General features: G+C 39.9%; 27 protein-coding genes. 22 read left to right on the forward strand and 5 right to left on the reverse strand.

Annotated features, from left to right (window positions below; genetic code table 11):
• From F3G88_RS01435 to F3G88_RS01445, 3 genes are all read right to left on the reverse strand, one after another.
• Positions 1 to 589 (reverse strand): tRNA 2-selenouridine synthase (locus F3G88_RS01435; protein WP_149715926.1); only part of this gene is annotated, 589 nt, incomplete at its 3' end.
• A 98-nt stretch (positions 590 to 687) separates the two neighbouring features.
• Positions 688 to 825, reverse strand: a complete 138-nt coding sequence (locus F3G88_RS01440; RefSeq protein ID WP_149715182.1) for a diadenosine tetraphosphate hydrolase — start codon at positions 823 to 825, stop codon at positions 688 to 690.
• The gene (locus tag F3G88_RS01445; RefSeq protein WP_188117444.1) at positions 825 to 1,448 is read right to left on the reverse strand and encodes a tRNA 2-selenouridine synthase; all 624 of its coding nucleotides are present in this window, start codon (positions 1,446 to 1,448) and stop codon (positions 825 to 827) included. Before F3G88_RS01445 ends, F3G88_RS01440 begins: the two co-directional genes overlap by 1 nt.
• A gap of 316 nt (positions 1,449 to 1,764) precedes the next feature.
• Between F3G88_RS01445 and F3G88_RS01450 the strand changes: the two genes are divergently transcribed.
• The gene (locus tag F3G88_RS01450) at positions 1,765 to 2,955 is read left to right on the forward strand and encodes a NifS family cysteine desulfurase (RefSeq protein WP_149715183.1); all 1,191 of its coding nucleotides are present in this window, start codon (positions 1,765 to 1,767) and stop codon (positions 2,953 to 2,955) included.
• Between the two features lie 16 nt (positions 2,956 to 2,971).
• Positions 2,972 to 3,964, forward strand: a complete 993-nt coding sequence (locus F3G88_RS01455; RefSeq protein ID WP_004318029.1) for an iron-sulfur cluster assembly scaffold protein NifU — start codon at positions 2,972 to 2,974, stop codon at positions 3,962 to 3,964.
• Between the two features lie 81 nt (positions 3,965 to 4,045).
• On the opposite strand, the gene miaA is transcribed toward F3G88_RS01455, so the two are convergent.
• On the reverse strand, positions 4,046 to 4,921 hold the full coding sequence (miaA, locus tag F3G88_RS01460) for a tRNA (adenosine(37)-N6)-dimethylallyltransferase MiaA (protein WP_149715184.1): 876 nt from the start codon (positions 4,919 to 4,921) through the stop codon (positions 4,046 to 4,048).
• A gap of 2 nt (positions 4,922 to 4,923) precedes the next feature.
• The gene (locus F3G88_RS01465; RefSeq protein WP_149715185.1) at positions 4,924 to 6,138 is read right to left on the reverse strand and encodes an NAD(P)/FAD-dependent oxidoreductase; all 1,215 of its coding nucleotides are present in this window, start codon (positions 6,136 to 6,138) and stop codon (positions 4,924 to 4,926) included.
• Positions 6,139 to 6,239: 101 nt separating this feature from the next.
• On the opposite strand from F3G88_RS01465, the gene mqnP reads away from it, so the two are divergent.
• From mqnP to F3G88_RS01565, 20 genes are all read left to right on the forward strand, one after another.
• Positions 6,240 to 7,100 (forward strand): menaquinone biosynthesis prenyltransferase MqnP, encoded by an 861-nt coding sequence (gene mqnP, locus F3G88_RS01470; RefSeq protein ID WP_411160730.1) that lies wholly within the window; start codon positions 6,240 to 6,242, stop codon positions 7,098 to 7,100.
• Positions 7,097 to 7,618 (forward strand): hypothetical protein, encoded by a 522-nt coding sequence (locus tag F3G88_RS01475; RefSeq protein ID WP_103597885.1) that lies wholly within the window; start codon positions 7,097 to 7,099, stop codon positions 7,616 to 7,618. The genes mqnP and F3G88_RS01475 overlap by 4 nt, the downstream gene beginning before the upstream one ends.
• Before the next feature lie 9 nt (positions 7,619 to 7,627).
• Positions 7,628 to 8,134, forward strand: coding sequence for a DUF6115 domain-containing protein (locus tag F3G88_RS01480; RefSeq protein ID WP_149715186.1), 507 nt, complete (start codon positions 7,628 to 7,630; stop codon positions 8,132 to 8,134).
• Positions 8,135 to 8,267: 133 nt separating this feature from the next.
• Positions 8,268 to 9,236 (forward strand): GTP 3',8-cyclase MoaA, encoded by a 969-nt coding sequence (gene moaA, locus F3G88_RS01485; RefSeq protein ID WP_149704472.1) that lies wholly within the window; start codon positions 8,268 to 8,270, stop codon positions 9,234 to 9,236.
• On the forward strand, positions 9,236 to 9,991 hold the full coding sequence (locus tag F3G88_RS01490; RefSeq protein WP_149704473.1) for a 7-carboxy-7-deazaguanine synthase QueE: 756 nt from the start codon (positions 9,236 to 9,238) through the stop codon (positions 9,989 to 9,991). The genes moaA and F3G88_RS01490 overlap by 1 nt, the downstream gene beginning before the upstream one ends.
• Complete coding sequence (locus F3G88_RS01495) at positions 9,991 to 10,572, forward strand: 6-pyruvoyl trahydropterin synthase family protein (RefSeq protein ID WP_107855983.1); 582 nt, start codon at positions 9,991 to 9,993, stop codon at positions 10,570 to 10,572. The genes F3G88_RS01490 and F3G88_RS01495 overlap by 1 nt, the downstream gene beginning before the upstream one ends.
• Positions 10,572 to 10,775, forward strand: a complete 204-nt coding sequence (locus F3G88_RS01500; protein WP_004318036.1) for a hypothetical protein — start codon at positions 10,572 to 10,574, stop codon at positions 10,773 to 10,775. The genes F3G88_RS01495 and F3G88_RS01500 overlap by 1 nt, the downstream gene beginning before the upstream one ends.
• Positions 10,772 to 11,173 (forward strand): hypothetical protein, encoded by a 402-nt coding sequence (locus F3G88_RS01505; RefSeq protein WP_149715187.1) that lies wholly within the window; start codon positions 10,772 to 10,774, stop codon positions 11,171 to 11,173. Before F3G88_RS01500 ends, F3G88_RS01505 begins: the two co-directional genes overlap by 4 nt.
• Positions 11,174 to 11,830 carry a 16S rRNA (uracil(1498)-N(3))-methyltransferase gene (locus F3G88_RS01510; RefSeq protein ID WP_149715188.1) on the forward strand — a complete coding sequence of 219 codons (657 nt, stop codon included), beginning with the start codon at positions 11,174 to 11,176 and terminating at the stop codon, positions 11,828 to 11,830.
• An 81-nt stretch (positions 11,831 to 11,911) separates the two neighbouring features.
• Entirely contained in the window at positions 11,912 to 12,112 is a 201-nt protein-coding gene (gene rpmE / locus F3G88_RS01515; RefSeq protein ID WP_009295018.1) for a 50S ribosomal protein L31, read from the forward strand.
• A 3-nt stretch (positions 12,113 to 12,115) separates the two neighbouring features.
• The gene (rsmI, locus tag F3G88_RS01520) at positions 12,116 to 12,931 is read left to right on the forward strand and encodes a 16S rRNA (cytidine(1402)-2'-O)-methyltransferase (RefSeq protein WP_149715189.1); all 816 of its coding nucleotides are present in this window, start codon (positions 12,116 to 12,118) and stop codon (positions 12,929 to 12,931) included.
• Between the two features lie 100 nt (positions 12,932 to 13,031).
• The gene (locus F3G88_RS01525; protein WP_149715190.1) at positions 13,032 to 13,712 is read left to right on the forward strand and encodes a TrmH family RNA methyltransferase; all 681 of its coding nucleotides are present in this window, start codon (positions 13,032 to 13,034) and stop codon (positions 13,710 to 13,712) included.
• Entirely contained in the window at positions 13,705 to 14,646 is a 942-nt protein-coding gene (locus tag F3G88_RS01530) for a helix-turn-helix domain-containing protein (protein ID WP_149715191.1), read from the forward strand. Before F3G88_RS01525 ends, F3G88_RS01530 begins: the two co-directional genes overlap by 8 nt.
• Positions 14,640 to 15,422, forward strand: coding sequence for a hypothetical protein (locus tag F3G88_RS01535; RefSeq protein ID WP_103599399.1), 783 nt, complete (start codon positions 14,640 to 14,642; stop codon positions 15,420 to 15,422). The genes F3G88_RS01530 and F3G88_RS01535 overlap by 7 nt, the downstream gene beginning before the upstream one ends.
• A gap of 9 nt (positions 15,423 to 15,431) precedes the next feature.
• Positions 15,432 to 16,640, forward strand: a complete 1,209-nt coding sequence (locus tag F3G88_RS01540; RefSeq protein WP_004318025.1) for an LL-diaminopimelate aminotransferase — start codon at positions 15,432 to 15,434, stop codon at positions 16,638 to 16,640.
• Complete coding sequence (locus F3G88_RS01545; RefSeq protein WP_149715192.1) at positions 16,637 to 17,899, forward strand: homoserine dehydrogenase; 1,263 nt, start codon at positions 16,637 to 16,639, stop codon at positions 17,897 to 17,899. The genes F3G88_RS01540 and F3G88_RS01545 overlap by 4 nt, the downstream gene beginning before the upstream one ends.
• 1 nt (position 17,900) lies before the next feature.
• Positions 17,901 to 18,242 carry a YraN family protein gene (locus F3G88_RS01550; RefSeq protein WP_149715193.1) on the forward strand — a complete coding sequence of 114 codons (342 nt, stop codon included), beginning with the start codon at positions 17,901 to 17,903 and terminating at the stop codon, positions 18,240 to 18,242.
• A gap of 73 nt (positions 18,243 to 18,315) precedes the next feature.
• On the forward strand, positions 18,316 to 18,630 hold the full coding sequence (trxA, locus tag F3G88_RS01555; RefSeq protein ID WP_021092602.1) for a thioredoxin: 315 nt from the start codon (positions 18,316 to 18,318) through the stop codon (positions 18,628 to 18,630).
• The gene (locus F3G88_RS01560; protein WP_004318021.1) at positions 18,630 to 19,076 is read left to right on the forward strand and encodes a hypothetical protein; all 447 of its coding nucleotides are present in this window, start codon (positions 18,630 to 18,632) and stop codon (positions 19,074 to 19,076) included. Before trxA ends, F3G88_RS01560 begins: the two co-directional genes overlap by 1 nt.
• Positions 19,077 to 19,085: 9 nt before the next feature.
• A complete protein-coding gene (locus tag F3G88_RS01565; protein ID WP_148824167.1) occupies positions 19,086 to 20,024 on the forward strand; it encodes an NAD(P)/FAD-dependent oxidoreductase in 939 nt (312 codons plus the stop codon).
• Positions 20,025 to 20,095: the final 71 nt, after the last annotated feature.

A 20,095-nucleotide genomic window follows, 5' to 3' on the forward strand; every position in this document is an offset into this window, starting at 1 on the left:
TGACAAAGTTTTGTTTGCTAAGTTTAACACCACGTCCTTCATCGCCAAATAAACCATATTTTGTTTTTACGTATGTATAAGAGGCTCTTACTGTTATAGGTATAGCTATCCCATTGTCTTCATATAGATAAAGCATTAGTAACTCTGGTTTTTGCTTATTAAAATCATCCCCTATAAATTCTTTGATTTTATTTATATAAATTTCAGGGATTTCGGCTTTTTTGCCAGTTTGATTTTCATAGTCTATCCAGCGTGTATAGTATTTTTTGCCGTTTGAGAGAGTTTGAGGAAGTTGTTTATTGATTAAAGTCATATCAACATCATATATTGTTATAAATTTATCGCCTTGTTTTATTTTTCTAGGATTTGACCTTATCTTATCGCCAAGTGTTTTACTTAGCTCTTTTCTCTCAGCTTCTCTTTTCTCTATCTCCTCAACAAATTTTTGATTAAATATATAAACCCCACCATATTTACTAGCTAAATTTTCTAGTTCAGAGTTGTTTATCTTATTGCTTGCTTGATTTGCAGAGCAAGCTATTAAAAATATGCTTGTTAGTAGTAGAAGTATAATGCCTATAAATTTCATCCTATATCCTTTTAGAAATTTTATTTTGCTTATTTTATTGTCTTTGAAATTATAATATTATTAATTTATTATGTTTTATTTGTAGATTGTTAAATTTTTTATTGATTGAAGCTATTGTTTAGTTTATTTCTTTCATTCTCAAAAAAGTTATGAAGCATTGCATAACTTGCATCAGCTATATCCACATAGTCTTTAAAACAATTTATAAGCTCTTTACTTGATTTTTTTGTTTGCATTATTTGTCCTTGCTTGCTCGCTCAAATTTACCATTTATTAAATAAAAGATATTATCTCCTGACTTTGTTCCAAAAGTATCTTGTTTAAATGATATGCCTCTATTTTCATCACCAAACAAGCCATATTTTGTTTTGATGTAGTCATACGAAAGATATATCTTGATCACTGACATTTCTTTTCCATCAAAGTACATATATTTAGGATAAATTCTAGGTTCTTCTTTTAGAAAATCATCCCCCATAAATTCTTTTATTTTATTTATATAAATTTCAGGGATTTCAGCTTTTTTTCCAGTTTGGTTTTCATAGTCTATCCAGCGTGTATAGTATTTTTTACCGTTTGAGAGAATTTGAGGATATTTTGTATCAAACCCTTTTAAATTTTTTCTCATCTCAGCATCTGTTTTTGAAGCATTTACTATTGCTAACTCTGCTTCTCGTCTTATCTTTTCTTTAGTAGTTATCTCTTTTTCAAATTTCTCATCAAATACATAAACTCCTCCATATTTACTAGCTAAATTCTCTAGCTCAGAGTTACTTATCTTATTGCTTGCTTGATTTGCAGAGCAAGCTATTAAAAATATGCTTGTTAGTAGTAGAAGTATAATGCCTATAAATTTCATCCTATATCCTTTTAGAAAATTTACTTTGCTTATTTTATTGTCGATATATTTACGTTACGATTAATTATCTCGCTTTTAAATTTTAATCCTTAAGAAAAATAATTAATATTAAGAGTAAAATAGGCTTTTTTAGGCGAAATTTCGCAAATAGCGTATCTGTCAAATATTGATAAAGAATTTCAATATTTTTTACTATCAAAATGAGCCAAATATTGAAAAAACTAAAGCATTTTTTTAAACTTGCTTTTAACTTTTTTGTTATAATATCCCATCAAAAATAAAAGGGATATTTTTTATCCGAATTAAGGTTTTAAATTTGAGAGTATATTTAGACAATAACGCCACAACGATGGTTGATCCAGAAGCTTTTGAACTTATGAAGCCGTTTTTTTGCGAAAAATACGGCAATCCAAACTCACTTCACAAATTTGGCTCAGAAACTCACCCAGCGCTAAGAACAGCGCTAGATCAGCTCTACGCCGGATTAAATGCAAAAGATAGCGATGACATCGTCGTTACCTCATGCGCAACCGAGAGCAACAACTGGGTTGTAAAAGGCATCTACTTCGACAAGATCGCAACTGGCGAGAAAAAACGCATAATCACAACCGCGGTCGAGCATCCAGCCATTTTGGCAACTTGTAAATTTCTAGAAAAATATGGCGTGGATCTTACGGTCTTAGACGTAAATAGCGATGGCATCGTCACTCCAGAGCAGCTAAGAGCCGTCATGGACGAAAACGTTGCGCTTGTCGCCATAATGAGCGCAAACAACGAAACTGGCATGATCTTTCCCATAAAAGAGCTTGCCAAAGTTGCTCACGAATACGGCGCTTTATTTCACACTGACGCGGTTCAAGCAGTTGGCAAGATAAAGATAGATGTTCAAGACTTAGATGTTGATTTTTTAAGCTTTTCAGCGCATAAATTTCACGGACCAAAGGGCGTTGGAGCGTTATTTATAAAAAATAGCATGCCACTAAGCAGCTTGCTTCACGGCGGCGAGCACATGGGCGGACGCAGAAGCGGCACACTTGATGTACCAGGCATCGTTGGCATGGGCAAAGCGCTTGAACTAGCAAATAAATTTATGGATTACGAGCATTCGCATGTTCGTCGTTTGCGTGACAAACTTGAAGACGCGCTACTACAAATTCCTGACGTTAGCGTCGTTGGCAAAAAAGATCAGCGCGTGCCAAACACCATCCTAGCTTCTATCAAAGGTGTCGAGGGTGAGGCGATGCTTTGGGATCTAAATAGAGCTGGCATAGCAGCTTCTACTGGCTCTGCCTGTGCGAGTGAGACGCTTGAAAGCAATCCTATCATGGAGGCGATCGGAGCTGACAAAGAGCTAGCTCACACCGCACTTAGACTATCTCTTTCAAGGTTTAACACAGAAGAAGAGATCGACTACGCGATCGAGCATATAACAAAGGCTGTAAATAGACTAAGAGGCATATCAAGCACATTTGCATACGCCCCAGAGTGGCATAAGAGTGGATTATAAAATTTAAAGGAAAAACATGGCAAAAAATAACTTAATCGGCGGCTCTATCTGGGATGAATACTCAAAGGTAGTGCAAGATAGGATGAATAATCCTAAATTCATGGGCGAACTAACCGAAGAGGACGCCAAAAAAGCAAACGCAAAACTTATCATCGCTGACTTTGGCGCAGAGAGCTGCGGCGACGCGGTCAGGCTTTACTGGCTCGTTGATGAGAAAACTGACAAGATAATAGACGCTAAATTTAAAAGCTTTGGCTGTGGCACGGCGATAGCTAGCTCTGATACAATGGCTGAGCTTTGCATCGGTAAAACGGTCGATGAAGCGGTAAAGATAACAAACCTCGATGTCGAAAGAGCTATGCGTGACAATCCAGACACACCAGCTGTGCCACCTCAAAAGATGCACTGCTCGGTTATGGCTTATGACGTTATCAAGGCAGCTGCTGCAAGCTACAAGGGCATAGACCCAGAGCACTTTGAAGATGAGATCATCGTTTGCGAGTGCGCTAGAGTGAGCCTTGGCACGATCAAAGAGGTGATCAGACTAAACGACCTTCACACGGTTGAGGAGATCACGCAATACACAAAAGCAGGCGCATTTTGTAAATCATGCGTTAGACCTGGCGGACATGAGAAAAAGGACTACTATTTGGTTGATATCTTGCGCGATACTAGGGCTGAGATGGAGCAAGAGAGGCTAGAAGCTCAGGCCAACGCTCAAGCAAACAACACCCTAAGCGACGTTAGCTTTGAGAGCATGACGATGGTTGGCCAGCTAAAAGCGATCGAGTCGATCATCGATAAAGAGATCCGCCCGATGCTTATGATGGATGGCGGAAATTTAGAGATCATAGACATCAGAAACGATAATGGCGAAAATATCGATGTTTATATCCGCTATCTTGGCGCTTGCTCGGGCTGTTCAAGCGGCTCTACTGGCACACTTTATGCGATAGAAAATGTATTGCAAGAGAGCCTAAGCCCAAAAATCAGGGTTATGCCTATATAAATTTATCGAACGGCTTCTTTTGGAGCTGTTCGCCTCTACTAAACTAAATTTACCACCTAGACAATTTGAATTTACTCAAATTTAGCCTTTTAAAAATTTCAAAATTTCACTTCTAGTCTGCGCCAAATCGCCCACAAATTTCTTCTCAAACTGCGATCGGTTAAAGGTTCGCTGACGCTTAGCAAGCTGGGCTGTGTGCGTGGCGATGAGCGTTTCTAGCTCACTTTTTGAAATTTCACCATCCAAAAACTGCTTGCACTCCTTTAGACCTATTGATTTTAGTGGCTTTGGCTCGCTTTTATACTTGTCAAATAAAAACTTCGCCTCATCTATCAAGCCCTCATCTAGCATATTTTTCGTCCGCTTTGCGATGCGAGCTCTAAGCTCATCTTTATCCCACAAAATTTCAAATATCGCAAGCTCTTTTATGACGCTCTCTTTGGTGTTTTGCTTTAGCCAGATGCTTGGGATTTGCCCGCTAAATTTATAAATTTGATACCATTTTTCGAGGCGATAAGAGTCGTTTTGGCTAAATTTACTTGCAAACTCAGGGTCATTTTGTAAAGCTAGCTCGTAAATTTCTTCATTACTTAAATTTAACTCGCATTTTGGCACGTCTAGCGCAAGGCCGCTAAGCATCGCCTTTAGATAAAAGCCGCTACCTCCTGTGATGATAAGCAAGCACTCTTGCGAGCGCGCAAATTCCTTTGCGTTTTTGTAAATTTCAAAAAATGCCCCAACGCTAAACTCCTCATCAGGGTAAATTTCATCCACCCCAAAGTGCCTTACAGCCCCCAGCTGCCAGGGCTTTGGCTTTGCGCTGGCGATATCTATCTCTTTATAAAGTGCTAGCGAGTCAAGGCTTAAGATGACGCCACCAAACTCCTTTGCCAGCTCAAAGGCTAGATCGCTCTTGCCGCTTGCCGTGGTGCCAATTAGTGCTAGCTCGCCAAACAAGCTTAGCCCTCGTAAAATGAGCTAAATAGCAAAATTTCATCGCTTTGCTCGTTGCTTTTGCCCTCTTTTATAAGATCAGCCAAAACGCCTGCAAAGTGCGGTGCAAAGCTTAGTTCGTTTAGCCCGTATGCTTGGTTATAGAGTAAATTTTGATATGTCTCGTCGCGTCCGATCGCTGGCTTGTCGTTTGAGCTAAGAAGGACGAAATTTGCCCTAAAACTAGGCTCTTTTAGCTCGCTTATGCCAAGGTGTCTTTTTAGCTCGTTTAAAAATGCGTTGATCTTCTCTGTTTTTACGAGCGTATCGATCGCGCCCACTTGTAAATTTGTGATGATCGTGACGCCATTTTTGGTTGGATAAATTTTGGCAAACATATCATTTAAAATGATCGGTTTTTTAGGGATCTGACCCTCGCTTAGCACAAGATCGATCGTGTAAAATTTAGCTAAAATGGCACTTAAATTTGTCCCAAGCTTACTTGAAAGCTCCAAATTTCTACTCGCCACGACAAAGCTATCAGCCTCGTATTCGCCAGCACTGCCAACAGCCTTTTGCACGGCTTGCCCCTGCGTTTTTAGCTCATAAATTTCATCATTTATAAACTGCACTCCAAGCTCATTTAGCTCGCTAACAAGCGCTTTTTTTAGCTCTCCAGCGTCGATACTCGCGTTTTTGCTTAAATTTAGTGCCCCTTTTATGTTTTTATTTATCAGGCCAAAATTTGCTAGCTCACTATCCACGCTTAAAATTTCTTGCTCGCTATCAGCGACCCTTGTCTCATCAAGCCTCTTTTTAAAGCTCTCATCTTCGCTAAAAACGAGATAAACGCCGCTCTCATAAAATTTTATCTGCGGATATTTTTCGCTTAGCTCTTTTAAAATTTCAAAGCTCTTTTGTCCAAATTTTTTAAACAAAATTCTCATCTTTTTATCGTGAGCCTTTGTTGATTTAAGCGTGAAATTCGCCATCCAAGCTCTAAAGTTTTCATTTAAGCAAAGCGCTATATCAAGCTCGCTTTTTTTACTAACAAGCCCCAAAAATGAGCTAGATATCGCTCCATCTCTTGCAAGTGCTGGGGTGTTAAATGGGGTTAAAATTCCGCTTTCAAACTCATCTTTTTGGCTACTAATAACTAAAATTTCCTCACCCTTTTTAGCTAGCTCAAGCGCCGTAAATAACGCACTAAAACCATCTCCGATAATCGCTATTTTACTCATCATAACCCTTCATTTTAAATTATTCTCGCAATGATAATATAAATTTAGATTTAAAGCAAAATGGTGTAAAATCAGACACTTTTAAAAAGATGGAAATTTATATGATCAAAAAGCTAAAAGATATCGCAGAACTCATCGTTTTTAAGCACTCGGTTTTTGCCCTGCCCTTTATCTTTGTGGCGATGATAGTTGCGAGCAAGATAGAAAATGGCTCGGCTTGGTTCGGCTTTAAACTGCTTATTTTAGGCACTCTTTGCGCAGTTAGCGCTAGAAATTTCGCTATGGCGTTTAACAGATACCAAGACGAGGACATCGACAAGCTAAACCCACGCACCGCAAGCCGTCCAAGCGTAGATGGGCGCATCGGCAAGGGCAATATGCAGCTTTTCATCGCAGCAAACGCGCTTATCTTTATCATCTGCGCTTATTTTGTAAATTCACTCGCATTTTGGCTAAGCTTCCCCATCCTTGCCGTACTTGGCGGATACTCGCTATTTAAGAGATTTAGCGAGCTAGCGCACTTGGTGCTAGGCCTTAGTCTTGGACTTGCTCCGATCGCTGGCGTGGTCGCAGTGAGCGCTGCAATACCACTTTGGAGCGTGCTGCTTTGCCTTGGTGTGACATTTTGGGTGGCTGGATTTGACCTGCTTTACTCGCTTCAAGATATGAAATTTGACCAAGAGAACAAGCTCTTTAGCATACCAGCCATTTACGGCGACAAGGCGACACTATTTTTATCAGCCATTTTTCACGCCTTAGCTTTTATACTTTGGCTACTTTTTGCTTGGGCGGCTGGGCTTGGAGCGATGGCATTTTTTGGCATTGTGGTAAGTGGCGTGATATTATTTTTCGAGCACAGGATCGTAAGGCGCGACTTTAGCAAGATAGATCGGGCATTTTTCACGCTAAATGGCTACTTGGGAATTTTATTTTTCATCTTTGTTTGGATCAGTGTACTATGAGCGAAGTAAGGCTTTTTAAAGCGCCTCTTAGCATGGTTTATGAGTGCGACAGAAGTGGGGATGAGAAATTTTTAAGAGAATTTAACTCTATCTTGCCTGGCGACGAAGATGCGCTTGGAGCGTGGCTAAAGCGTGCAAAATCACGCGGCGAGACCAAAGAGAGCGACCAAGTCTTGCTAACGCTTGTCATCGAGCTTCATAGAAAGATCGACGCGCTTAGTGATTATATAAAAAATGAGCACAAGCAATACTTGCCACTAAAAGAGAGTGCAGATATCGATGAGATCGGCTTTACACATATAAAAATAAGCGAAGATAAATTTAAAAAAGATGAAATTTACTACGCAAGGATTATGATGCCTATCTTTCCAAAGAGAAATTTGAGCCTTTATCTAAGGGCGCAGGATGAGAGGCTAGCAAAGATAGAGAATATGCACGAAGAGGACGAGGCCGACTGGAACGCTTACGTGACGGCTAGAGAGCGTGTGATGATAAGAGAGCTTAGAGCGAATTCGTAAAGGAAAAATATGGAAATTTACATTTTTTTAGGTTTTGGCATCGTTTTAGCGATAATAATAGCTTTGATATTTATAAAAGATAGCGAGACAAATAAGAAATTTACAAGATATGAGCGTGCCATAGAGAGCGCCATACAAGAAAACTATAATCTCAAAAAGCAGCTAGCCGCACTAGCAAGCTTTAAGCCTGATGATGACGAGCAGCTAAAAGATGTAAAAGATGAGCTAAAAGAGCAGATAAACGAGCAGATAAATGAAAAAGTCGTGCCGATAATCCGCGCTATAAAGAGCATCGAGCGAGTGATCGATGACTTTGCAAACGAGCAAAAAGATAGGATGTTTAACCTTGAGGAGCGAACAAGAGATATCAATAAAATCGCCCCAAGCGTCATCAACGAAGAAGAGCAGATACTAAAGATGTTTAAAGATGGCAAAAGCGCAGCCATGATCGCTAAAGATCTTCACGTGGGTATGGGGCGAGTTGAATTTGTGCTTAAATTTCATAAATTAGCCTAAATTTGGGCTAATTTTAAAAGACAAAACTACTCTTAAACTACAAAAATTAGCTTAAATTTTTATTTAAATTTAAATCTTTTAACATATAATTGAAAATTAAAAAAGCTCTAACCAAGCTTAAAAAAGGTGCTTTATGCTAATAGATAAATATGGTCGGGTTGTTGATTATTTAAGAATTTCTGTGACGCAGCGCTGCAATTTTAGATGTAGATATTGCATGCCTACGACGCCATTTAGTTGGACACCAAAAGAGAATTTACTAACATTTGAAGAGTTATTTTTATTTGTAAAAGTAGCTATCGATGAGGGTGTGAAAAAGATCAGGATCACAGGCGGCGAACCGCTCGTGCGCAAGGATCTGGACGTCTTTATAAAGATGATAAGCGATTATAAGCCAGACATCGATCTAGCGCTTACGACAAATGGCTTTATGTTGCCGCACTTTGCCAAAAGGCTAAAGGACGCTGGACTAAAGCGCATAAATATGTCGCTTGATACGCTAAATGAGCAAAAGGCTAAATTTATCGCTCAAAAGAGCGTCTTGCACGAGGTTTTAGCTGGCTTTGAGGCGGCACTTGATGCTGGACTAAAGGTTAAGATAAACACGGTCGCACTAAAAGGCTTTAACGACGATGAGCTAGTAAATTTGCTTGAGTTTGCTAAATTTAGAAACTCTCAGATCAGATTTATCGAATATATGGAAAACTCGCACGCCAAAGAGGATCTAAAAGGGCTAAAAAGCGATGAAATTTTAAAGATCATCTCGCAAAAATATAATGTCACAAAAGATGAAAAATTGCCAAACGCACCTGCGTCTATTTATAGGCTTGATGACGGCTATAAATTTGGCATCATAGACCCCCACAAACACGACTTTTGCGAAAGTTGCAACCGCATCAGACTAAGCGCTGAGGGGCTTTTGATACCTTGCCTTTATTTTGAAGATGCACTAAGTATCAAAAAAGCAGTTGCAAATGGCGACATCGTCGCAGCAAGTGAAATTTTAAGGCAAGTGCTAGCTAACAAGCCAAAAGAGAACAAATGGGCTCTAGGAACTGAAAATGAAACCTCTTCAAGGGCCTTTTACCAAACTGGTGGTTGATGAGCAAAGAGCTAGAACTAGTTGAGGCATTTTTAAGCATCCAAGGCGAGGGCGCTTATCAGGGAAGACTCGCCATATTTTTACGCTTTTTGGGCTGCAACCTAAACTGCTCTGGCTTTGGCGTAAAGACAAGATCTTTAAAAACAGGCGAAGAGCTTTTGGGCTGTGATAGCATAAGAGCCGTTTTTAAGGGACATTTTCACCACAAAAAACACAGCGCAGATGAAATTTTAAGCCTAGTTGATGGGCTATGCAAAGGCTTAGAGCAAAAGCCAATCATCGTTTTAACAGGCGGCGAGCCACTCATCTGGCATGAAAATGAAAATTTCATAAATTTGGTAAGAAATTTGCTTATAAACTACGAGGTGCATTTTGAGACAAATGGCACGATCTTGGTTGATTTTGATAAATTTGAAATTTATAAAAACTGCCATTTTGCACTTGGCGTAAAGCTAGCAAACAGCGGAGTTAGCGAGCAAAAACGCATAAATTTAGACGCTATTTTAGCTATTAAAAATAACGCAAAAAGTAGCTTTTTAAAATTTGTCCTATCTCGCTTTGACGAAAGTGAGCTGGAGGAAATTTTAGATATAAAAAATAGAACAAATTTGCCAGTTTGGTGCATGGCGATGGGTGCAAATGAGAACGAGCTAGGCAAAAATGCTCTAAAAACAGCGCAATTTGCCATAAAGCATGGGTTTAACTATTCAGATCGTATCCACATCAGGCTTTGGAGCGATAAAGAGGGTGTTTGATGATTATTAGAAAACTTTTTAGATTTGAAAATGCGCATATCGTGAGATTTTGTAGCTCAAAGCGCTGCAGAACAAGCATCCACGGCCATAGCTACGTGGCAGAAATTTTACTTAGCTCAAATTTCTTAGACAACGCTGGCATGGTCTATGACTTTGGGCTGATGAAGCAAAACATAAAGACGATCATCGATAGCTTTGATCACGCCACGACCATATTTTCAGGCGATAGCGACGAATACAAAAACGACCTTAAAAGGCACTCTGCAAGGTGGATAGATATCCCACTAAATCCCAGCGCAGAGCAGTTTTGCCGTATATTTTTTGTGATGATCGAGCGGATACTTGAGCTTAGCGTGATGAACAACGGCGAGCGCGAAGTGAAGCTTCACAGTGTCATCGTGCATGAGACTGATACTGGCTATGCGCAGTGCTTCAAAGAGGACGCGACAAACCCACAAATGGGCGAGATAAGGCTTAGCGATATCAAATTTTCTGAGGCCATTATAGACGAGTGGGAAGATAAAAATTTGCTTGAAAAGATGATAAATAAGATAAAAATAGAAAATCCAAAGGACGTTTAATGAAAAAATTTATAACCTCTTTTTTGCTTATAGCTGGCGTATTTTTGGGATGTGGAGATAAAGAAGAGGCCAAAAGTGACGTTAGTGAGCCAGTACCAAGTGATGTTACGATAGCTCAGCCTGATGCGAATGTAACTATCGACGAGCAGCTGCCACCTGAGCCAGTAGTCGAAGAAAACGAGCCTCCTAAAGATAAGAAATGAACGAACATTTAGCCTCGCTCTACGCTTATACTTTGCCATTTCACGTGACATTTTTTTATGTGCTTCTTGCTTTGGCGGTGCTTTATCTAGCGCTTACTCAGCTTGGAGTGAGAAGCAAAAACTACGTCCTTCGCATAAGGTATTTTTTGCCTATTTATCATATGCTACTTAGCTTTTTGGTGCTAACTGGGCTTATTTTGTGGGCATATTATAGCTATGAGCCAAAATTTAACGCCATAAAAATGCTTCTTGTTTTGATAGCCCTGATCGCACTTAGCGCAGTTGGATATAAAAGGCTAAAAAGATACGCCGTTGCTGGCGAGCTAGAGAAATTTAAAAAATTTGCCCTTATTAAAGGCATTTGCGACATTATTTTGATTGTTCTTGCAGGGATTTAGATGAAATTTTTATATGATAAAAACGCTGGCGAAGAGCGCCTGAAAATAGTAAATGAGGCATTTTTACACCTAAAAGCTAGAAGGGTTGAAGCAGGAGAGCGCATAAGTGTTAGAAATTTATGCGACAGCAAAGAGTACATCTATGAGATCGATGAGATAGAGCGCAGAAGTGCAAATTTAAGCCTTGTCTTTGCCAGCCTAAACTGCGAGCATAAATTTGACTTTACCATCGCTTGGGCAGTCGTTGATCCAAAGACGATCGAAAAGGCACTGCCATTTTTAAATGAGCTTGGCGTTGGCAAGATCGCCTTTGTCTATACTAAATTTTCTCAAGCAAATTTCAAGATCGACCTTGAAAAGCTAAACTACATAAACGCGCTTTCATGCGAGCAGTGCGGGAGAACGTCGCTAATGGAGTTTGAAATTTATAAAAATTTAGACGAGCTAATGAGCGTTTATAAAAATGTCTCGGCTATAAATTTTGGCGGCAAAAATTTAAATGAAAAAAGAGATGATGAGATATTAATAATCGGTCCAGAGGGCGGATTTAGCGAGGATGAGACGGCTAAATTTAAAAATAGCTACGGCCTAAATACAAAAAATATCTTAAGATCACAGACCGCAGTCATATCTGTGGCGGCAAAATTTCTTGCCTGATTTATTTGATTTTTAGATTAGTTTTTATATAATCAGCAACTTTTAAGGTAACAAATAGTCCAAAATAATAAAGGAAAGATGATGAAAAAAGAGATCCATCCAGAGTATGTAGATTGCACCGTAACTTGCGCGTGTGGCAACACTTTTAAGACAAAGTCAAACAAAAGCGAAATCAGAATTGACATTTGTGACAAGTGCCACCCATTTTTCACAGGCAGCGAAAAGATAGTTGATAGCGCTGGCCGTGTTGAGAAATTTAAGAAAAAATACGCTCAAAAATAAGCCTTGCTCTACTTTGTTCCTACTCCAATAGGAAATTTAGAAGATATCTCGCTTCGTGCGATCAAAATTTTGCGTGAATGCGAGATAGCTATCTGCGAAGATACAAGAGTTTGCAAAAGCCTTGTAAATCTACTAAACGAACGCTTTGACGCAAATATAAATATCTCAAATTTTATCCCGCTTCACACCCACAACGAAGATGAATTTTTCGCAAATTTAAGTGATGAAATTTGGAGTAAAAATATAGCTTATATGAGCGATGCTGGCATGCCAGGCATAAGCGATCCAGGCGTTAGCCTAGTAAGATACGCTCAAAAAAATGATATCAAATATGAAATTTTAAGCGGAGCAAACGCTGCACTTTTAAGTGTAGTCGCAAGTGGGCTTTGCGATAAAGAGTTTGTTTTTTTAGGCTTTTTACCAAATACTGGCAGAGATAGGGCCTTAGCTATTCAAAATGCTCTAAGCTTAGCCTATCCGGCTGTGATCTATGAGAGCCCAAAACGCATATTAAGCTTAGTGCAAAGCGTTGCAAATTTAGAGCCAGAGAGAGAAATTTTTGCCATAAAAGAGGCCACCAAAAAATTTGAGACTAAATTTAAGGGTGCAGCCAAAAATTTAGTCCAAATTTTAGAAAAAGCAAATTTAAACGGCGAGTGGGCAGTAGTCATCTCAAAAAGTGCAAATATAGCCACTCAAAACATCACAAAAGATGAGATCATCTCGCTTGATATAGCCCCAAAAGCAAAGGCAAAACTGCTTAGCAAAATAACTGGCAAGGACGTCAAAAAGATCTACGACGAGCTAATAAAAGCATAAATTTAAAAGCTCAAATTTCTCCAAAAAGTTTCAAAAATTCACTCAAATTTAGAAGCGAAATAAGTTAAATTTTACTTGACTTTAGCTACCATAAGCAACCATGATAATATACGGAAAACAGCTATTTTTACATATTTTGAACAAGCGCCCACAGATCCTAGAAGAGATATATCTCTCAAAAGAGTGTGATAAAAAACTCTTCTCTAAAATTTGTGGCACTGGCAAGAAGATCATCCGCGTGGATAATCAAAAAGCTCAGTCGATGGCGCATGGCGGCAACCATCAAGGCTTTTTAGCAAGCGTTAGCGAGTTTGAGTTTTCAGACATTAGTGAGCTAAAAAAGCTAAATTTCATCGCCGTGCTTTATGGCATAAGTGACGTTGGAAATATCGGCTCCATCGCTAGAAGTGCCTATGCTCTAGGCTGCGAAGGACTTGTCATCGTTACAAAAAGTGTAAATATGCAAGGCGTTTTAAGGTCAAGTAGCGGTGCTGCTTACGAGATACCAATAGCGATCTTTGAAGACGGACTTAGCCTGTTAAATGAGCTAAAACAGTGTGGTTTTAGGCTCTATGCGACGGCAAGCAACGGCAAAAATATAAAAGAGATGAAATTTGCTGGTAAAAGGGCTTTGGTGATGGGCTCAGAGGGCGAAGGCATACCGCAAAAAGCTCTAGCAAAGTGCGATGAGTGCGTCGGTATCAAGCTAAAAGACGGCTGGGACTCCCTAAATGTAAGTGCAGCTTTTGCGATAATTTGTGATAGGATGATAGATGAATGAACTAGAAAATTTAAAAGAGATAGGCATAAAGGAAATTTCGCGTAAAACGCACATTGAACCCACATTTTTACAATACATTTTTGACAAAAATTTTGAAAAATTATCACGCTTAAACATAAGAGGCTACGCCAAAATTTTACAGCGCGAGTACGGCGTCGATCTTAGCGAACTTCTAGCCGAATACGACGCATTTATGCAAGAAAATATGCCTGATGAGAGCAAAAAAACAAAAGTAAGCCCAAAAATTTCTTCTTACACACCTGAAGATGTCTCGATCCAAAGGCAAAGTAGCGGCGGTGGGGCTGGATTTTTCTTCTGGATCATCATTTTAGCTATCATCGCTGGCGGCGCTTACTACTTTGACGCTTACAAATACGTCCAAAATTTCATCGCAAGCTTAAATGAAGACAACACAAGCGTGAGCTACTCGCAATCAAGCATCGTCAATGAAGTGAAGAAAAATATAATCGACACAAACGTAACGATCTCTCAAAACGCTCCAAAGATCGATGCAAACGCTTCAAGCGTGAAAATTTCAGCTCCAGCTGAGCAAAACGCGACCGTAAATCCTGCTAGCGTTGATCAAAATGCCCTAAAACCTAGCATGGCAGCCCAGCCAGCTCCAAAAGTAGAGCAAAATGTGACAAAGCCGCTAAATGAGGCGGTCATCACGCCAAAACAACGCGTTTGGATAGGCATCATCAACCTTGAAAATGGCCAAAAAACATCAAGCGATACAAGCAAAAGTGTCAATATAAATTTAGACCAAAGACAGCTAGTCGTTTGCGGAAATGGCAACATCGAGCTTAAGATCGGCGATAAAGTGACAAAGTATAACCCAAGCCGTCCAGCTAGATTTTTAGTAGAAAATGGTGATATGAAATTTTTAACTTATGACGAGTTTGTCGAGATGAATAAGGGCAAATCTTGGTAAAAAAACTAGCCATATTTCTTCTTTTTAGCGTTTTTTCATACGCTTTTGATCTAAATAGCAGTGCAAATGCACTAAGCAGTGGAAAAGATCTGCAAATTTCTTTAGAAAATTTAGACACTAACGGCTCGCTAAACGTCGGAGAGCTAGTCTCAAGACTAAAGCAAAGCTCGAACTACGATGCTCTCTCATTTAGCTCAAATAGCTTAAATTTAAAATTTATAAGCACGCAAAAAGTCCCCTCAGCACTATTTGTAAAATCGATAAATTTAGCTCTTGAAGATGCAAATATAAGCGTGGCAAGGGTAAATTCTCTAAAAAATGGCAATGAAATTTCTTATGGGATTTTAGCCCTAAAAAGTGGCGGTATAGATCCAAATTTACTAAATTTCACGCTCAGTAAAAGCGGCTTTAAGATCATGGGATTTGATAGAGTTGATGGAAATTTAGCGCTTTATTTGGATGCTAAAAATATGAGCCTTGATGCGTCAAAAGTAAATTTTAATGAAGAGACCCCACTTGTAAAGAGTGGTGGCGTCTATATCGTCGACGTGGCAGGCGCAAGTAGCCTAAATATCATCTCAAACGAGCCAAACAAATGGGTGCCACTTGTTAGAATTTATGATAAAAACTTAAACCAAATCGATCTAAAAAGAGAAAACGAGATAAAAACTAACTACACTATAAATTTAGCTAACGACGCAAAATATGCGTTAATTAGCGATAATAACGACATAACTAACATTAAAAACGAGATAGTTATCAAGCTTATAAAATAGGAGCAAACAGTGTTTGATGAGATAAGATTTAATACAATTGAGCGTTTGCCAAACTACGTTTTTGCCGAAGTAAATGCTATAAAAATGGCAGCACGCAGAGCTGGTGAGGACATCATCGACTTTTCTATGGGCAACCCAGAGGGCAGAACACCACAGCATATCGTCGATAAACTATGCGAAAGCGCGCAAAAAGACAAGACCCACGGCTACTCAGCCAGTGCTGGAATTTATAAGCTCCGCCTTGCCATTTGCAACTGGTATAAGAGAAAATACGGCGTAAATTTAGACCCAGAAACTGAAGCAGTCGCCACAATGGGCAGCAAAGAGGGCTTTGTGCATCTTGCTCAAGCCGTGATAAACCCAGGCGATGTGGCTATCGTGCCTGATCCTGCATATCCGATACACACGCAAGCGTTTTTATTTGCTGGCGGAAGCGTCGCAAAGATGCCGCTTCACTACAACGATAAATTTGAGCTAGATGAGAATAAATTTTTTGAAAACCTAATCCAGACGATACACGCAAGCTCACCAAAGCCAAAATATGTAGTCGTAAATTTCCCGCACAATCCAACGACTGTGACCGTGCAAAAGAGCTTTTACGAGCGCCTTGTAAGCATCGCAAAGCAAGAGAGATTTTACATCATCTCAGATATCGCCTACGCTGATCTTACCTTTGATGGCTACAAAACTCCGAGCATCTTTGAAGTAGAAGGCGCAAAAGACGTCGCAGTCGAGTGCTACACTCTTTCAAAAAGCTACAACATGGCTGGCTGGAGAGTTGGCTTCATGTGCGGAAACAAGAGACTTTGCGCCGCTCTTAAAAAGATAAAATCATGGGTTGATTACGGCATGTTTACGCCGATACAAGTCTCAGCCACAGTCGCGCTTGACGGCGATCAAAGCTGCGTTGAAGAGATACGCCAAATTTATGAAAAAAGAAGAGATGTGATGATAGAGGCCTTTGCTCAAGCTGGTTGGGAGCTTAAAAAGCCAAATGCCAGCATGTTTATCTGGGCGAAACTGCCGCCAAAAGTTAGCCACTTAGGCAGCCTTGAGTTTTCAAAGCAGCTTCTTACAAAGGCTTCAGTTGCTGTTAGTCCGGGCATTGGTTTTGGCGAGGGCGGAAACGACTATGTGCGCTTAGCTCTTATCGAAAACGAAAACAGGATAAGGCAAGCAGCAAGAAATATAAAAAAATATTTGAAAGAATTTGAATGAATGTAGCGATATTGGGCGTTGGAACCGTTGGCGAGTCGGTCGCAAAAATTTTACTAAAAAACAAAAAGCTAATCGCAGCAAGATGTGGCGAGGAGATAGTGCCAGTCATAGGTGTGGTTAGAAATTTAAACAAAAAAAGAGACGCTGGCATCCCTTTGACTGATGATATAAATAGCGTCATAAACCGCAATGATATCGACGTTTTTGTCGAGCTTATGGGCGGTGTTGAAGAGCCTTTTAGAGTGGTGAGTGAAATTTTAAAGCACAAAAAAGCGGTCGTCACTGCAAACAAAGCGCTTCTTGCCTATCATAGATACGCTTTGCAAAATTTAGCCAAAAACATGCCATTTGGCTTTGAAGCAAGCGTGGCTGGTGGCATACCGATCATTAGAGCCTTAAGAGAAGGGCTTAGCGCCAACCACATCCTAAGCATAAATGGCATACTAAACGGCACTAGCAACTACATCCTAACCTCGATGATGAATGAGGGATCAAATTTCAAAGACGCGCTTAAAAAGGCGCAAGAGCTTGGATACGCTGAGGCTGATCCTACCTTTGACGTGGGCGGCTTTGACACGGCTCACAAGCTTCTCATCCTTGCAAGCATCGCATACGGTGTGCACGGCGATCCAGAGGATATCTTGATCGAGGGGATACAAGGCATCACGCCAGAGGATATATTTTTCGCAAAAGATTTTGAATACTCAATAAAACTTCTAGCAATTGCTAAGAAAAGCGAGGGTAAAATCGAGCTACGCGTACATCCAGCGCTTGTGCCACAAAATAAAATGATAGCAAAGGCAAGTGGCGTAACAAATGCGATCAGTGTCGTTGGCGAGGTCGTTGGCGAGACGATGTACTATGGACCTGGAGCTGGTGGCGATGCAACGGCAAGCGCGGTGATCAGCGATCTTATCGACATCGCAAGAGATAGCAAGTCGCCTATGCTTGGATATAAAGCGCCATTTGAGCTAAACACCTTAGAGCTGCTTGATCGCGACAGGATAAAGACGAAATACTACTTTAGGCTAAAAGTCGAAGACAAAATGGGTGTGCTAGCAAAGATAACAAATTTGATGAGTGAAAACAACCTCTCGATTGATAGCTTACTGCAAAAGCCAAAAGATGAGAGCGAGTATGCCGTGCTATTTTTCACGACTCACACGAGCTTGGAGGCTGATGCGAAGCGAACGATGGAGCTTTTAAAAGAGCAAGAGTATATAAAAGAAGAGCCATTTATGATGAGGATCGAGGAGTAGCTTGGGGCTAAAAGAGTATCTCTTTGGTAAGAGCTCCGAAGATAAGGCTTGCGAGTTTTTGCGTAAGCTTGGTTTTGTCATTTTAGAGAGAAATTTTCACTCCAAATTTGGCGAGATCGACATCATCGCGCTAAGTAGCGATAAAATTTTGCATTTTATTGAAGTAAAAGCAACTAGCGGAGGATATGAAGCGGAGTATAGGCTAAACAAGGCAAAATATATGAAAATTTTAAAAACGATAAATTTTTATATGATGAAAAATGAGCCAAACAGGGACTTCCAACTTGATCTGCTTGTTGTTAAAAATGAAAATTTTGAGCTGATAGAAAATATTAGTTTATAATAAAATTTATTATTTAGCTAAAATTTAAATTTGATTTTGTATAATTGCCACATCTTGAAAATAAGGAGAACAAATGGGAAAATACATCGAACTCACAAAAGAAAATTTTGATGTAACAAAAGAAGGCGTTGCTCTAGTAGACTTCTGGGCTCCATGGTGCGGACCTTGCCGTATGCTAGCTCCAGTGATCGAAGAGCTTGCTGAAGACTTTGAGGGCAAAGCAAAAATTTGCAAGGTAAATACTGACGAAGTGCAAGATCTTGCGGTTGAGTTTGGCATCAGATCGATCCCAACATTGCTATTTTTCAAAAATGGCGAGCTAGTTGAGCAAATGGTCGGTGCGCAGTCAAAACAAGCCCTAACTGACAAACTAAATTCGCTTCTTTAATGAGCGAAAAAAGAAGAGGAAGTCTGCTTCCTCTTACCTATATATTTGGTTCATTTTTTGGTGCAGCTATGATAGCAGCTGCATTTGCGTATAGCAACTATCGTTTTTCACAATATAAATTTGTTGATTTTGCGAAGCTAGTTTTTTACGAAAAAAGCGAAATTTTCACTCCAAAAGAGCCAAAATACACGCTTTTAATCTTCAGTTCAAATCAATCAAAATTAGACGAAATTTTACCAACCAAAAATGAAACAGTTGTGGCGATCGATATCTTTCAAAAAAGATATGAGTCAAACTCAACACTAAAATATATAAGCTCAGATATAAATACAGTCCTAGAGCTGATGCGAAATTTAAGCATCACGAAGTTACCTAGCAGTGTTGAGATAGTTCATCAAAGGGGCGAAATTTACAAACAAAATTCGTCCATAAATGTTTTAGAATAAAGGAAATTTATGCTTGATTTAGCGATCATCGGAGGCGGTCCAGCAGGACTAAGCGCCGGACTTTACGCCACTAGAGGCGGATTAAAAAATGTTGTAATGTTTGAAAAAGGCGAGCCTGGTGGTCAGATCACCTCGAGCTCAGAGATAGAAAACTACCCAGGTCAAAAAGCCCCTGGCGAAAGCGGCTTTGACTTTATGAGCACTTGGTGGAAGCAGTGCAGTGCATTTGGATTAGTTCATAAGTGGGCAAACGTCGTTGGCGTTAGAAAAAATAGTGACGGCAGCTTTGAAATTTTACTTGAAGGCGGCAAGAGTGAGCAGGCAAAGGCTGTCATCGTAGCGACTGGCTCAACCCCAAGACGTGCTGGCTTTAAAGGCGAGGACGAGTTCTTTGGTAAAGGCGTTAGCACGTGCGCAACATGCGATGGCTTCTTTTACAAAAACAAAGAGGTAGCCGTTCTTGGCGGTGGCGATACAGCTGTTGAAGAGGCACTTTACCTAGCAAATATCTGCTCAAAAGTCTATCTAGTGCATAGACGTGACGAGTTTAGAGCAGCGCCAACAACCGTTGAAAAAGCTAGAAAAAATGAGAAGATCGAGTTTATAACGAGTGCGACTGTAAAAGAGGCGCTTGGCGATAAAATGGGTCTAACAAAGATCGTGCTTGATACTAAAAATGGCGAGCACGTGCTTGATGTGCCGGGCATTTTCACCTTTGTCGGACTAAATGTAAATAACGAAATTTTAAAAGATGAAAACGGCAAATTTATCTGCGAAATGGCTGATGGCGGACAGGTCAAGACAAACCTTAAGATGCAAACTAGCCTAAAAGGGCTCTTTGTAGCAGGTGATATCAGAGAGGATGCTCCAAAGCAAGTCATCGTTGCTGCAGGCGATGGCGCTGTGGCTGCACTTAGCGCTATGAGCTACATAGAAAGCGTACATTAATACTCAAATTTAGCCAAATTTTTTGGCTAAATTTCTCTTTCAAAATAAATCATTTTAGTAAAAATTTATAT

This window comes from Campylobacter concisus (assembly GCF_902460675.1).
GTDB lineage: Bacteria > Campylobacterota > Campylobacteria > Campylobacterales > Campylobacteraceae > Campylobacter_A > Campylobacter_A concisus_AJ.